This window comes from Spirochaetota bacterium (assembly GCA_026415295.1).
In the GTDB taxonomy this organism is placed as follows: domain Bacteria; phylum Spirochaetota; class JAAYUW01; order JAAYUW01; family JAOAHJ01; genus JAOAHJ01.
This window is the reverse complement of the sequence record JAOAHJ010000008.1, coordinates 69,601-83,811: the sequence shown is the minus strand read 5'-3', so window position 1 is coordinate 83,811 and position 14,211 is coordinate 69,601. Positions and strand designations below refer to the sequence as shown.

The 14,211-nt window shown below is 22.8% G+C and carries 15 protein-coding genes; 8 read left to right on the top strand and 7 right to left on the bottom strand.

The features are described from left to right. Positions 1-13 precede the first annotated feature (13 nt). From flgL to csrA, 3 genes are all read left to right on the top strand, one after another. On the top strand, positions 14-1,237 hold the full coding sequence (gene flgL, locus N3A58_02535) for a flagellar hook-associated protein FlgL (protein ID MCX8058274.1): 1,224 nt from the start codon (positions 14-16) through the stop codon (positions 1,235-1,237). Between the two features lie 146 nt (positions 1,238-1,383). Then, positions 1,384-1,833, top strand: coding sequence for a flagellar assembly protein FliW (gene fliW, locus N3A58_02530; protein MCX8058273.1), 450 nt, complete (start codon positions 1,384-1,386; stop codon positions 1,831-1,833). 90 nt (positions 1,834-1,923) lie between these two features. After that, positions 1,924-2,169, top strand: a complete 246-nt coding sequence (csrA, locus tag N3A58_02525) for a carbon storage regulator CsrA (GenBank protein MCX8058272.1) — start codon at positions 1,924-1,926, stop codon at positions 2,167-2,169. A 170-nt stretch (positions 2,170-2,339) separates the two neighbouring features. Here csrA and N3A58_02520 read toward each other — a convergent pair whose 3' ends face one another. The 3 genes from N3A58_02520 to N3A58_02510 form a co-directional block, all read right to left on the bottom strand. Then, positions 2,340-2,927, bottom strand: coding sequence for a hypothetical protein (locus N3A58_02520; protein MCX8058271.1), 588 nt, complete (start codon positions 2,925-2,927; stop codon positions 2,340-2,342). Positions 2,928-3,018: 91 nt separating this feature from the next. After that, the gene (locus N3A58_02515; protein ID MCX8058270.1) at positions 3,019-3,321 is read right to left on the bottom strand and encodes a transcriptional regulator; all 303 of its coding nucleotides are present in this window, start codon (positions 3,319-3,321) and stop codon (positions 3,019-3,021) included. A 59-nt stretch (positions 3,322-3,380) separates the two neighbouring features. Further along, the gene (locus tag N3A58_02510) at positions 3,381-4,007 is read right to left on the bottom strand and encodes a hypothetical protein (GenBank protein ID MCX8058269.1); all 627 of its coding nucleotides are present in this window, start codon (positions 4,005-4,007) and stop codon (positions 3,381-3,383) included. A 228-nt stretch (positions 4,008-4,235) separates the two neighbouring features. Between N3A58_02510 and N3A58_02505 the strand changes: the two genes are divergently transcribed. Further along, positions 4,236-4,955: a DeoD-type purine-nucleoside phosphorylase gene (locus N3A58_02505; GenBank protein ID MCX8058268.1), complete on the top strand. Its 720-nt coding sequence runs from the start codon at positions 4,236-4,238 to the stop codon at positions 4,953-4,955. Here the strand turns inward: N3A58_02505 and N3A58_02500 are convergent. Further along, entirely contained in the window at positions 4,952-5,731 is a 780-nt protein-coding gene (locus N3A58_02500; GenBank protein ID MCX8058267.1) for a hypothetical protein, read from the bottom strand. The two genes, N3A58_02505 and N3A58_02500, sit on opposite strands and share 4 nt — an antisense overlap. Positions 5,732-5,882: 151 nt before the next feature. On the opposite strand from N3A58_02500, the gene N3A58_02495 reads away from it, so the two are divergent. Beyond that, positions 5,883-7,616, top strand: coding sequence for a proline--tRNA ligase (locus tag N3A58_02495; GenBank protein MCX8058266.1), 1,734 nt, complete (start codon positions 5,883-5,885; stop codon positions 7,614-7,616). Positions 7,617-7,636: 20 nt separating this feature from the next. Next, a complete protein-coding gene (locus N3A58_02490) occupies positions 7,637-8,737 on the top strand; it encodes a sensor domain-containing diguanylate cyclase (GenBank protein ID MCX8058265.1) in 1,101 nt (366 codons plus the stop codon). Here the strand turns inward: N3A58_02490 and N3A58_02485 are convergent. From N3A58_02485 to N3A58_02475, 3 genes are read right to left on the bottom strand one after another with little or no spacing between them, the layout of a single operon-like run. After that, entirely contained in the window at positions 8,734-9,363 is a 630-nt protein-coding gene (locus N3A58_02485) for a ribonuclease HII (protein ID MCX8058264.1), read from the bottom strand. The two genes, N3A58_02490 and N3A58_02485, sit on opposite strands and share 4 nt — an antisense overlap. Then, complete coding sequence (locus tag N3A58_02480; protein MCX8058263.1) at positions 9,347-10,708, bottom strand: MiaB/RimO family radical SAM methylthiotransferase; 1,362 nt, start codon at positions 10,706-10,708, stop codon at positions 9,347-9,349. The genes N3A58_02485 and N3A58_02480 overlap by 17 nt, the downstream gene beginning before the upstream one ends. Positions 10,709-10,740: 32 nt before the next feature. Next, positions 10,741-11,358 carry a hypothetical protein gene (locus N3A58_02475; protein ID MCX8058262.1) on the bottom strand — a complete coding sequence of 206 codons (618 nt, stop codon included), beginning with the start codon at positions 11,356-11,358 and terminating at the stop codon, positions 10,741-10,743. Positions 11,359-11,557: 199 nt separating this feature from the next. Here N3A58_02475 and N3A58_02470 point away from each other — a divergent pair, with 199 nt between their 5' ends. Both N3A58_02470 and N3A58_02465 read left to right on the top strand, forming a co-directional pair. Then, positions 11,558-12,625 carry an HDOD domain-containing protein gene (locus N3A58_02470; GenBank protein ID MCX8058261.1) on the top strand — a complete coding sequence of 356 codons (1,068 nt, stop codon included), beginning with the start codon at positions 11,558-11,560 and terminating at the stop codon, positions 12,623-12,625. Between the two features lie 20 nt (positions 12,626-12,645). Beyond that, the gene (locus tag N3A58_02465; protein MCX8058260.1) at positions 12,646-14,211 is read left to right on the top strand and encodes an HD domain-containing protein; all 1,566 of its coding nucleotides are present in this window, start codon (positions 12,646-12,648) and stop codon (positions 14,209-14,211) included.

Below are 14,211 nucleotides of genomic sequence, written 5' to 3'. Positions count from 1 at the left end.
ATGGAGGTCTATAATGTATACAAGAGTTTCTAACAGCCTTCAATCTGCTTATTTTAGAAGCACATTAACAAACACCGAAAATAATCTTTTTAATTTACAAAAACAGACAACATCGGGGAAATTAGTAAGTTTTGCTTCAGATAATCCTGATATAACAAGAAATGTGCTTAAATATCAAAAAACTTTTTCCCATATGGATCAATATTTAAAAAATATCAGAGATATTAAAGGAATTTTTGACTATACTGATGGAGTTATAAGAAATATTAATGAAGTTTTACAAAGAATAAGAGAAATAGCTGTTCAAGCTGCAAACGGTGTTTATTCGGCAGAAGATAGACAAAAAATGGCTTTAGAAGTCGATGAACTTTTAAAACAGATCTATAGTCTTTCAAATGAAAAATTTAACGATAAATATTTATTTTCAGGATTTAAAACATTAAGAGAACCCTTTGTTGCTAATATCGATGGAGAAAAAATTAAAGATATATACTATGCTGGAGATGATGGTATAATGAAAATAGATATTGGTCCATCAGATGTTCTTGAATATAATATAACTGGGAATAAACTTTTCTATTCAGAAAACTCAACTATAATACCAAAAGGTGATTTTTTTAATTTTGTTGCCGATTCAGATTATAAAATAAAAATAAATAATACTGAAATTAAAATATTTAAAGGTGATACAATAGAAGATATAATTTCAAGAATAAATAAAGCTAATGCTGGTGTAGTAGCTAATATTGACTTAGATACTGGGGAACTTTATATTAAAACAGTTTATCCACACAAACCTTTTCTTGAAGACATCGAAGGAAATCTTTTAGAAAAGATGAATATCATAGACCCATTAAATAAACCGCCTTTCAATATTTCAAACTCTGCTAAAAAATATGGTGGTTCTCTATTTGATCAATTAATACAGTTTAGAGATAGCCTTGCAAGAAATGATTCAGAAGCTATCTCTACAAGGACTTTACAATTTATTGATATGTCAATTGAGAATCTTACAAGATATTTAGCTATTAATGGTGCCAAAAATGAAAGAATTCAGTTAACTGAAAAATTTCTTGAATTTCAAAAAGTAGACTTAACAGAATCACTATCAGAAATTGAAAGTACAGACATTACAGAGGCTATATCAAAATTAAAATCTTTTGAAACAGTTTACCAAGCTTCATTGCAGATAGCTACAATGTTTGATAAATTGGGATTAATGTATTTTTTAAGATAAAATTTTTTTTCAAATAAATTAAATATTTATAATAAAAAATTTTAATTGTAAATAATAATATAAATATAAATAAAATATAGTTATAATTTAATAGTAATATTTAATATTAATATATTAGATTTTAATAAAAAATAAAGGAGCTTTCTGTGTCAAGTGGAAAAACTGAAATTATTAAAAATGTAAATTTTGGAAAAATAGAAGTTAATGAATCTCAAAAGCTTTATTTTCCTATGGGTTTATTTGGTTTTGAGAATCATAAAGAATATTATCTTGTAGATGTAAACATATCCCCCTTTCTTTTATTACAGGAAAAAAATGATGAAAACATTGGATTTATTGTTTGTGAACCTTTTCTTTTCTTCCCTGATTATGAATTTGATCTTGATGAAAGCACATTAAAAATAATTGAAGCAAATTCAAATGATGATATATTGGTTTTGACAATAATTACTCTTTCAGATAAAATGGAAGAGATTACAACCAATCTTTTAGGTCCACTTGTTATAAATAGAAAAAAACATATAGGAATTCAATATATTATCAATTCTGATAAATATACTACAAAACATAAATTATTTAAAAATAATATTAAATAAAGTTAAATTTATTTAAATAAATAATGTTATTTAACAAATAAAAAATAATTTCCATAAAGCTTTAGTAAATAAAAATTAAAAGGGGATAAAATGTTAGTTCTTTCAAGAAAAGAAAATCAATCAATAATGATTGGAGATAATATAGAAATAATAGTTGTTGACATAAAACCAGACCAAGTTAAGATAGGTATAATTGCACCAGAAGATATCAAAATATATAGAAAAGAAATTTACCTTGAAATCCAACTTGCAAATAAAGAAGCTCTTGAAAAAAAATTCAATGCTAACCAAATAAGAAATCTTCTAAAAAAAAATAAAAAGGGGGATTCAAATTAATTCCCCCCTTTTATATAAATAACCTTAATTTTAACAAACTATTTCATTAGTCTTAATCTAATGGCACTAATAAATATTCAAGGCATATTTTTTCTAAATTAATAAAAATCTTCTATAATTTAGCAAAATTATTTTGACATTTTATAGTTTTTTTATTTTTCTAATTTATTTTAGAAATAAAACCTCAATCCTACAAATGTAAAAAACCCATTGAAATATTTTCTATTATAATCATTAGAGCTTATTAGTTTATCAGCCAAAACAGGCAAACCATTTGAACCTAACTCTATGAAATAGGAAAGATTATAATTTATAAAAAACTCAAACCCAAACAGTCCATAACCCCCATAATTGATCTTTTTAGAAGAGACATTTTCATTTGCAAATAAAATTACTAATCCTCCTTCACCATAAAATCTCATATTATTATTAACAATTCCAGAAGAACCTAACAAACCAATTTTTAAAACATAATATGGAAACCATGTGTTGTAAGACGAATCAATAAATTGATTAAAACATACATATCCATTTATTCTAATTGCAGCAACATTAAAAATGAATGGAGATGTAAAAGTTAAACCTATTGAAAAATCATTGTCATTTCTTCCTATAGAGTAACCTATTGAAAAATTATTAACTTTTGATTCCTGAGCATAAATTCCATTTGTAAAAAATATAAAAACAAACAAAAAAACAATTAATAATGTTAAAATTGATAAAAATTTTGAAACAAAACTTTTTTCTCTTTTTTTCATAAAATTCTCCTTTTTAATTTATTAATTTATAAAAAGGCATGCCCTTTTATTTATTAAATTTATCATTTAACTTTTCTATCTAATATTTTTATTAATTATTATTAATTTTCTTTATTTCATTAATAATTTTCTCAATAGAATTTATATATTCTATAAATGCTTTTTCACCTTCATTTGTTATCTTACATTTAGTTAAAGGAACTTTTCCTAAAAAAGTTTTATTTATTATTATATATTTAGCTTCTTCAAGTTTAGATAAATTAATAGAAAGATTCCCATCAGTTATATCTAATTTTTCTTTCAATTCATTAAATGTAGCTTCTTTATTTCTATATAAATAAGTTAATATTGAAAGTCTTGTTTTTGAATGAATAATCTTATTTAATTCATCCATATTAAATTTTCTCCATTTATATGATTAACTACAGAATTTTTAAATCTTATACTTAATTATTATTTTTTTATTTTCTTATAGTTCCTATATAATACTATTCCAGGTAATAATTCTAAAAAAAACACTGATATAGAAAAGAATATTGGGAAATAAATACTCTCTTTTATAAATAAAAAAATAATAGAAGTAATATACCATAGATAACCTGAAAATCTTATAACTTTACCATTTTGAACAAGATAACTTGATAATATAAAATTAGTTCCAAGATAAATAGAAATAATAGAAAAGTAAATTTTAAAATTAAACTTTCTATAAAACATTAAAGAAACAAAAATAACCAAAAAGTAACCAATTGAATTGAATAACCATAAATATCCTAAAAATTTAATAAAAATATTTTTAATATTTGAAGAAGAAGATTTACTGTATCTTTTTTTTGAATATAAAAAGACAATAGTAAATAAAATAAAAACAAATAAAATAGAATAAGGAACAAAATATTTTTCTAGATTCAAATTAAATAATAAGTAAGAAAGAATTGTAAAAAGTAAAGCTGAAAAACCAAATAAAATGTAATAAAAACCATTTTCATAAATTTTTTTTTCACTTTCAAGAAGCAAAGACTTAATAATATCAAGCTTTTCTTCTATGTCTTTTAAATCTTTTGAATTTAAATTATTCATAAAAACCACCTATATTTTTATTATTTTCTATTCACTTTAAAATATAAAGTACTTTTTAAAAAAATCAACTTTAAAAATAAAATTTTTTTTTTATTTAAATAAAAAATATTTATAAATTCTAATCTTATAATATATTATAATAATTAATATATTTCTAAATTTTGATTTTTTTTTTATTTCTACTATTCTTATAGTAAATACTTATTTTATTTTAAAAAGGGGACTTTTATGCCAATACATATAGAAGCTAAAGAATCCGATTTAGCTAAAGTTGTTTTACTACCAGGAGATCCACTAAGAGCTAAATATATAGCAGAAAATTATCTACAAAATTTTAGAATGTATAATGAAAATCGATTATTATATGGATATACTGGATTATATAAAGATACAGAAGTATCCATACAAGCAACTGGAATGGGAACTCCTTCACTATCAATAATAGTAGAAGAATTACATATGTTAGGAGTGAAATATTTTATAAGAATTGGGACTTGTGGTTCATTATTAGGAAATTTAAAACTTGGAGACTTAATATTAGTATCTGGTGCTCATTCAAGTCATGATATAAATAGTTTCTTTTTTAATGGTGCTTGCTTTTCAGGGATTCCAGATTTTTTTTTAACATCTTTAATATATGAAAAATCCAAAAGTTTAAACTATAATATATTTGTTGGCCCTATTTTAACAAGTGAAACTTTTTATGAGGAATCTTTTGATCTTTATAAAAAATTTTCAAAATATGGGACCTTGGCTGTAGAAATGGAATCTTATGCTTTATTTACAATATGCGCTAAACATGGAACTAAAAGTGCAACTATTTTAACTGTTTCAGATCTTGTATATAAAGGTATTAGAGCTGAAAAAGATATTATAAAAAAAGGTGTTGATTCAATGATCAAAATTATTTTAGAAACAATAAATAGTAATAATATTGGTAAAGATTAAAAATCAGACCAATTTATTTTATAATTGTATCTTATTTCTATTAATAAAGCTTCAAAATAATTATTATCTGCAACATCAATAAATTTGTATTTAACAATTCTTCCAGGAATTTTATTTGTTAACCAGAATTCATATGTAACAGTTTTTCCACTATCATCTTTTACTATAATTTTATAATAATCACAATTATAGGTTTCTCCTGCAATTTTTAAATTTTCTTTACCTATAAAATATTTCTTATCAAATAATACTTTTTCATCACTATCTTTTTCTTTTTTTGTTGTTTGTTCTTTTGTTTTTGGTGGTTCATATGTATAATGGTAAACTTTTTTTGATTCAATATCATATACCCATATATCAAGGACATTAAAATTATAATCTGTCAAAACTTCATAAAAAGAATCTCCATCTTTCCTCATATAACCAAGTTTAAATAAAAGTCTATCTTTTGTTTTTTTAAGTAATGCTCTTTCAATTTTAAATGTTTCTGTATTTTTTTTATCTTTATCATAAATGTAGTATTCCCATATTGTTCCAAAACCTTCTTTATAATCATCTAAATAAAATATAGTTCCATAAAAAAAATTATAATTTAAAATAAATCTAACTTCATTATAAACGTATGTTTTTGATACCTTCTGATTAATCTTCTGCTCAATTTTACTTTCAATTAAATCACTAACAATAGAATAGCATGATGATAATAAACAAAACTGCATTAATAAAAATAATATTATAAAAGACAAAATCATTTTATTATTCCACTTAATTATCATAAAATTTCCCTCTTTTCTTTTATAAAATATTTTATAATAAGTTTATTTTATTTTCAACATAATTTTAAAAATTATTTTACTTGACTATGAAATAATTTTTAATTAAATAAATTTAATAAGAATATAAAATAATTTTTTAAAAGGAATGCTTATGCTTCTATCAAAAATATTTGGTAATAGATTAAAAGAAGCCCCCAAAGATGCTCAAATTATATCCCATATTCTTTTATATAGAGCTGGATTTATAAGACAAAATGCATCTGGAATATATTCTATAATGCCTCTAGGGTTTAAAGTAACCAATAAAATTATCAATATTATTCGAGAAGAAATGAATAAAATTGATGGGCAAGAAGTTCTATTACCATCAATCAATCCTAAAGAAATGTGGGAAAAAACTGGGAGATATCAAAGCATAGGACCAGAATTATTTCGATTCAAAGATAGAAATGAAAAAGATATGGTTTTAGCAATGACACATGAAGAAGCAGTTTCATTTTTGGCAAAAACAGAATTATTTTCATATAAGCAAATCCCATTTATGATATATCAATTTCAATTAAAGTATAGAGATGAACCAAGACCAAGGGGAGGTTTAATAAGAGTTAGAGAATTTACAATGAAAGATGCTTACTCTTTTCACATAGATAAAGAAGAATTAAATAAATACTATTATGAAGTTCACAGGGCTTATGAAAATGTTTTTACTAGAGTTGGTCTTAAAAACTTTATATCAGTTAGATCCGATGTTGGTATGATGGGGGGTAAACTAGCACATGAGTTTATGCTTTTATCTGAAAATGGAGAAGATACATTAATTATATGTGATAAATGTGGTTATAAAGCTAACCGAGAAATTGCTCAAGCTTTTTTCCCAGAAGAAAAAGAAGAATTAAAAAAAGAGGAAGAAGTATATACTCCAAATAAATCAACAATCGAAGATGTAGCAAAATTTTTGAATATTCCTTTACACAAAACAGGAAAAGCTCTTTTCTACTATGATGAAGATAATAAAAAAATTATCTTCATTACTATTAGAGGGGATTTAAATTTAAATGAAACAAAATTAAAAAATTATTTAAAAACAAAAAATATAAGATTTGCAACTGATGAAGAAATCAAAAGTATAGGTTGTGTTCCTGGATTTTCTTCAATTAAAAACATTGATAATAGCAATAATAATATTAGAGTAATATTAGATAAATCAATACTAAGCATAAAAAATTTCGTTGTAGGAGCAAATAAAAAAGATTATCATATTTTAAATTTTAATTTAGGAGATCATATTGAAAAATATGAAATTGCAGATCTCTATGAAGTTAATGAAAATTTAAACTGCCCCGAATGTAAAAGTAAACTTTCAATAAAAAGAGGTATTGAAATTGGTAATATATTTCAATTAGGGGATAAATACACCAAATCTTATGATATTAAAGTTTTAGATAAAGATGGGAAAGCAATAATCCCAGAAATGTGTTCTTATGGAATAGGTATTGGAAGGTTAATGGCTGCAATAGCAGAAGAATCACATGACGATTATGGACTCATTTGGCCAATAACAGTTTCTCCATTTGAGATTCATTTTATATCTTTACTTAAAAATAATAATGAATTTGTCGAAAATATTTATAAAGATCTTAAAAAAAACGGTATTGATGTTCTATATGATGATAGAGATGAATCTCCGGGAGTAAAATTTTCTGATGCAGATTTGATAGGTACAACTTTCCAACTTATAATTTCCGAAAAAAATTTGAAAAACAATATTATTGAATTAAGATATAGAAAAGATAAAAAATCCATTTTTATTGAATTAAATAAAGATTACATAAAACATATAAAATGGCATTTATTTGAAGAGTATTCAAAATATTGTATAAAATAAATTATTTTAATTAAATATATATGGAAAAAAAAGAAGAAATAAGTGATAATGCTGTTATTGAAAAGTTAAACAATAAGATTACTGATTTAAAATCTTTACTAGAAATTGGTTTAATAATCGCTTCAGAGCAAAAATTAGAAAATATTTCTAAAGAAATTATTTATGGTTTAATTACAAAATTTAAACCAGAGTATATATTAATTGTATTTTTCCCTGATGAAATAAACCAACTTCCTCAATATTATGCATACAAAAATTTTCAACCACTAGAAAAAGATATTAAAATAACTGATTTTTCACAAATAGTAGATTTTTTTCTTTCCCATCCTAATCAATTAGACTTTTCTACTTTTTCATTTCTTATACCTTCTCATATCATAAATGAGTTTGTTCCTTTTAAACCAGAAATTGTCTTCCCTATTAAAACTATTGAATCAGTTTTTGGGATGATTCTTTTCTCTGCTCAACCTGACAATAAAAAATATTCACAAGAAGATATAGAATATATTTCTACAATAATTAATTTTGCATCTATTGCTATTCAAAACAAAAAAAACTATCTTAAAGCAATAACTGATCTTAAAACAGGTTTATTTATTTATCATTATCTAATTCAAAGACTAATTGAAGAAATAGAAAAATATAAAAGGTACAATGAAATATTTTCTTTTATTATTATGGACATTGACAATTTTAAAATGATAAATGATAAATATGGACATGTAACAGGAGATTTTATTTTAATTCAACTTGCTAGAATTATATCTGAATCTATAAGAAAAAATATAGATCTTCCTGTAAGATATGGAGGAGAAGAATTTTCCATTTTATTACCTAGATGTGATTCATTTAAAGCTTATGAAATATCAGAAAGAATTAGAAAAAAAGTTGAGAATTCATCATTTTATTATGATAACAAACTTATAAAATTCACTATATCTGCTGGTGTATGTAGTATAGAAAAAAAAGATATAACACCAAACGATTTTATAGAACTTGCGGATAAAGCTCTGTATTATGCAAAAAAAACAGGTAAAAATAAAACAATAGTTAACAAAAATAACAAATTCATAGTATATAAAATAAATGAAATAGGAAATGAACAAAATAAAATTAATTAAAACAAATTCTGAATATTAAGGTTCTTGATTAAAAAGCTTTTTCTATGTATTTCAGAATAACCATATCTTTTTATTAATTCAATATGTTCACTTGTACCGTAGCCTTTATTTTTCTCAAATCTATAATGTGGATAAACCTTTGAATATCCTTTCAAAATTCTATCTCTAATTACTTTTGCTAAAATTGATGCAGCAGAAACTTCTTTAATTTTTCTGTCTGCTTTAATAATATTTTGAAAAACTATTTCTTTATCTAAAATATTTTCCTTATAAAATGAACTATTTTTTATTGGATTAAAATTACCATCAAAAATAATTTTTGATAATTTTAGTCCCCTCTCAAATGCTTTTTCTATTATTTTTATTATAGATAGCTTTAAAACATAAGAAATTCCATATTTATCAATAATTTTATTGTTATAACATACAACTTCAGAAAAAATAGATATTGACTTTATATATTTAAATAATTCCTCTCTTTTACTGGGAGTCAAAATCTTTGAATCTCTAATACTTAAATAATTTGAATCATCTAAAAAATATTTATTACTATCAAAAATTACACCCCCTACAACTAAAGGACCAGCAATTGGCCCTCTTCCAGCTTCATCAATACCAAGAACCATATAAAATTCCTTTTTTATCGTTTAAATCTCTTTTATAAAAATATTTAATATCTTTATTATATAAATAATCACCAATAGAAAATATTGAATTATCTGATAATTTCTCAATTTTAGTTTCCAAAATACATTTTATATTATAATAATTTGTTCCAATTAAATAAAGCTTATTATTTACTTCTAATTTATTTTCTATTAAAAACTTATTGTAACCTTCAGAGCCTTCTTTAATTAAATTTACAATATATTGTTTATTCAAGATAAAATTTAAAGATTCAAGCTCAAATTTCCTTTCTTCTATAATTTTTTCATCAATTTTATTAGAATAATATTTTTTATAAGCTTCTGTTCCCTCTCTAAAAGAGAATGGAAATATATGCATATAACTAAAACTTAAATCTTTACATATATTCAAAGTTTTATTAAAATCCTTATAATCTTCTAATGGAAAACCAACTATTACATCTGTAGATATAAAAGAATTTTTTTTTATTTTTCTGATTCTATCAACTATTCTAATATATTCGGAAATCTTATATTCCCTATTCATTAATTTTAATATCTTTTCAGAACCAGATTGAATAGGCAAATGAAAATATGGCTTAATAGAGTAACTTTTTATAAGTTCAAAAAATTTATCATCTAAAAAATTAACCTCAAGAGAAGACAATGTTATTAATATTTTATTCTCAAATTTTTTTAGTAGATCCTCAATAAGATCAGAAAAATTAATAATACTTCTTTCAGTCTTAAAATTATAAGAAGATAGATTAACCCCTGTTAATACGATTTCTTTAAAGCCTGAATTTGATAATCTTTCAATATAATCAATAATTTTATCTTTTTCAAGAGAAACAGATTTCCCTCTAACTAATCTAACCTTACAATAAGAGCAATTTTGATTACATCCATCCTGGATTTTTAAAAAAGCTTTTGTATGATAAATGCTCTCGTAAGATGGATCAAAAAATTGATTATTTTCATATTTATCAAGATTTAAAAATAATTGATCATTATTCCCTTTTTCATTAAAATATTCTATAATTATTTTAACAATATTCCCTTTTTGATTGTTATCTATAAAAAAAATATTTTTCTCAGGGATATTTTGATAATTGCCACAACCAGTTATAAATATAGGCTTACCATACTTTTTTAAACCATTTACAAAATTTTTGACTTTTTTATCTGCATTAGATGTTACAGTACAAGAGTTTATTATAAAAACTGAAGCTTTTTCTTTATCAAAAGTTTCAGCAAAATTATTCCTTTTTAATTGAAAAGCAATTGATTCAGACTCTGCAATATTTAATCTACAACCAAAAGTTTTTAAATAAAAATTTAACATTTAATTATATTTTTATTCTTAGAAAATTTTACTTAACCTTTTATTTCTATAATCAAATTATTAATATTTTGATAATATGGAAATTTTGATTTTCCTTTTTCAAGAATTTCAAGAGCTTTTTTCCTTTCACCAACTTTATAATAAGATAATCCTAAATAATAATAAAAATATTCTACATCGTCTTTTAGATATAATGCTGCTTCATAAGCTACTATAGCACTATAAAACTTATTTTGAAAAAACTGGCTTTTACCATAAAAATAATAGTTCCATGCATCTTGACTATTTAAAGTAAGCAAATTTTCAAATATTTTAGCACCTTCTATATAACTGCCACTATCTATAAGTGCTCTACCTTTAACATTAAGCAAAGATATATTATTTTGTTCTATAGATAATCCTTGATTACTATATTCTATAGCTTTTTTAAATTTATTTTGTCTATATAACGACCAACTTAAAATTTCATATATTTTTATATTTTCAGGATTAGATTCAAGTAAAGATAAAGCTAAAACTTCAGCATCATAATATTTTTTCTGGTTATATAGATTTATCAACTCATTAATTTGATCAGTTTGGGAAACAAATAAAATAAAAATTAAAAGTAAAATCAATTTAGTTAAATATTTTAATAATTTTCTTTTCATAATAAATCCAATCTATTAAAGATTATATAATATGAATATTTTATCGTTTAATTGCAGTAATATTTATAATTTTTTTTTATTTTATGTCAATTAATTTTTAAATCCATTATTAATAATAAATTTAATATTATTAATTAAAATAAGAATTTTCTCCGAAAATTAACTTGAAATTTTTATATTTTTATATTATTTTAAAAATATGATTATTAAATGTAACAAATGCAATACACAATTTAATCTTAACGAAAAGCCTTTATTAGGAAGAAAAGTTGCTTTTCCATGTCCAAATTGTAAGAATTTTATTCATATTGATTTAAGTGATTCTAGTATTTCAAATTCAACACAAGTTGAAAATATAGATAAAGATAATCTAGCAAAACAATCAGATACAAAGTCTTTTGAGGAAAGACTGGAGAAGCTTTTCAATTCTATTCAAGATTTACCTACTTTACCCATTGTAGTCCAAAGAATTTTATCTCTAATAAATGATCCAGAATCAACAGCTAAACAGATTGGAGCAATTATTAATTCTGACCAAAGTTTAACTGCTAAAACATTAAAACTTGTTAATTCTGCATATTATGGGTTTGAAAAAAAAATAAAAACTGTAGATCAAGCTATTGTAATTATTGGATTCGATGCAGTAAAAAATTTAGCTCTATCTGCTTCTGTATTTGATGCATTTAAGAGTATCAAACAGAAAAGTAATTTTCCAAGGGAAGCATTCTGGTCACATTCTATAGGAGTTGCGGTTGCTTCTAAAATTATTTCTGAAGATGCTGGTGTTGGAATTCCTGGTGAGCTTTTTGTAGCTGGACTTTTGCATGACATTGGTAAAGTTATTTTGGATTCATATTTCCCTGAAGAAATGAATAAAATTTTATATTATGCATCTTCAAATAATTTATCATTTATAGAAGCAGAAGAAAAGCTCATTAAGATAGACCATAGTATTATAGGATTTAGACTTGGTAAAAGATGGAACTTACCTGAAGAACTTATCTATCCTATAAGATTCCATCATGCAACAAACTTATCTCAAAAACTCGAAGAAAATATTTGTGTTGTCAACCTCGCCAATAGTATTGTTAAATTAGCAAAAATTGGATTTGATGGAGATAATATGCCCCCAAAAATATCAATGCATTCTTTTAATATAATTAAAAGATTTAAAAAAGATTTTAACAAAACTGATATTGAAAAATATATAGAACAAGTTAAAACAAATATGGAGGATAATGAGATTTTAAAAGTTGCCATTGAATAATTTTAAATACTCATATTTTTATGGAAGAATCAAATAATAACAATGTTTCTAATTTAAATATTTTAGAAATATTAAATAAAGATAAAGATTTTGAACTCTCTCTACAAAAGCTAATAGATCTTATATTAGATTTAATTTCAAAGGCATTAAATTTAAAATCAAATTTAAATTTTATTTTTTATATTTATGATTCTGATTTTGCAAAATATCTCGAATTTCATTCTAATTTTAATTTTAATAGTGAAACCATGCTAAATATAGAAAAACTTTTTGAAGAAGGAATTATTAATCTAATTGTTGAAACGGCTAAACCAAGAATAATTAAAAATATATATTCAAATTTTCCCAAACATTATTTAATTATACCAATTAACTATCTTTTTTTAAAACTTGGGGTTTATATATTATTTTTAAATGAAGAAAAAACTAATTTAGAAAGTACCTTAAATCCATTATTAAACAATATTTTTAACAGCTATAATCATTATTTATACTTTTTAATTTCTCAAATTAAAATTAAAAAAAAAGAAGATAATTTACAATTAATTATTAACTCCAATAAAAGATTAAACTTTAATATTGATATTGAATCAAACTTAAGATATATTTTAAAAATCTCTATAGATAGAATAATTGCAAATTATGGAGCAATTGTTCTTTTTAATGAAAAAACAAACAAATTATTTTTTAAAATTATTTCATCCAAATTTTTCGAAAAAATAATAAAAAATAGTTGGAAACTAGATAATGATATTTTTTCATTTGTTATAAAAAACAAATTATCTTTGTTAATTCATGATATTAAAAAGGATATTAGATTTAAAGACACTTTTAAAATTTTAAAACCTGACTTTGGTTCCTTAATAATTACACCTTTTAACACTAAATATTTTAAAGGTTGTATCATTCTTTTAAGAAACTCTGACAAAAAAAGTTTTGATTATAATGATTACGATATTCTTCAATCTATTGCATCCAATATATCAATAACTATTGAAAATATTTTTCTTTATAAGAAGATTAATGACACTTATTTACAAACAACATTAGCTTTAGCTTCTGCAATTGAAGCAAAAGACCCATATACAAAAGGTCATTCTCAAAGAGTCACTAATTTTTCATTATTAATAGGGAAATTGCTAAAGCTATCGAGAGAAGATCTAAAAATAATTAGACTTGCTTCAATTCTCCACGATGTTGGTAAAATAGGGATACCTGAAAATATCATTCTTAAAAAAGGTCCATTAAATGATCAAGAATTCAATATAATGAAAAGACATCCTATTATAGGGTATAATATTGTTAAAGAAATTGAATATTTAAAAAAAGGACTTCCATTTATATTATCTCATCATGAAAAAATTGATGGTTCTGGCTATCCTATGGGATTAAAAGGTGATAAGTTGCCTCTTTTTGCTAAAATAGGTGCTGTTGCAGATTCATTTGATGCTATGGTTTCAGATAGACCCTACAGAAAGGGATTATCTTTTGAAGATGCTGCAAAGGAACTAAAAGAAAATATTGGTAAAAAATTCGATAAATTAATTGTTGAAACTTTTATCAAAGGGTTAAAAATAAAAATCTAA

Coding starts and splice junctions, on each gene's coding strand:
- N3A58_02475 (MCX8058262.1), bottom strand. CDS start 11,358: ATGAAAAGAAAATTATTAAAATATTTAACTAAATTGATTTTACTTTTA.
- N3A58_02520 (MCX8058271.1), bottom strand. CDS start 2,927: ATGAAAAAAAGAGAAAAAAGTTTTGTTTCAAAATTTTTATCAATTTTA.
- N3A58_02510 (MCX8058269.1), bottom strand. CDS start 4,007: ATGAATAATTTAAATTCAAAAGATTTAAAAGACATAGAAGAAAAGCTT.
- N3A58_02515 (MCX8058270.1), bottom strand. CDS start 3,321: ATGGATGAATTAAATAAGATTATTCATTCAAAAACAAGACTTTCAATA.
- N3A58_02495 (MCX8058266.1), top strand. CDS start 5,883: ATGCTTCTATCAAAAATATTTGGTAATAGATTAAAAGAAGCCCCCAAA.
- N3A58_02470 (MCX8058261.1), top strand. CDS start 11,558: ATGATTATTAAATGTAACAAATGCAATACACAATTTAATCTTAACGAA.
- N3A58_02485 (MCX8058264.1), bottom strand. CDS start 9,363: ATGGTTCTTGGTATTGATGAAGCTGGAAGAGGGCCAATTGCTGGTCCT.
- N3A58_02505 (MCX8058268.1), top strand. CDS start 4,236: ATGCCAATACATATAGAAGCTAAAGAATCCGATTTAGCTAAAGTTGTT.
- N3A58_02500 (MCX8058267.1), bottom strand. CDS start 5,731: ATGATAATTAAGTGGAATAATAAAATGATTTTGTCTTTTATAATATTA.
- N3A58_02480 (MCX8058263.1), bottom strand. CDS start 10,708: ATGTTAAATTTTTATTTAAAAACTTTTGGTTGTAGATTAAATATTGCA.
- N3A58_02465 (MCX8058260.1), top strand. CDS start 12,646: ATGGAAGAATCAAATAATAACAATGTTTCTAATTTAAATATTTTAGAA.
- N3A58_02490 (MCX8058265.1), top strand. CDS start 7,637: ATGGAAAAAAAAGAAGAAATAAGTGATAATGCTGTTATTGAAAAGTTA.
- csrA (MCX8058272.1), top strand. CDS start 1,924: ATGTTAGTTCTTTCAAGAAAAGAAAATCAATCAATAATGATTGGAGAT.
- flgL (MCX8058274.1), top strand. CDS start 14: ATGTATACAAGAGTTTCTAACAGCCTTCAATCTGCTTATTTTAGAAGC.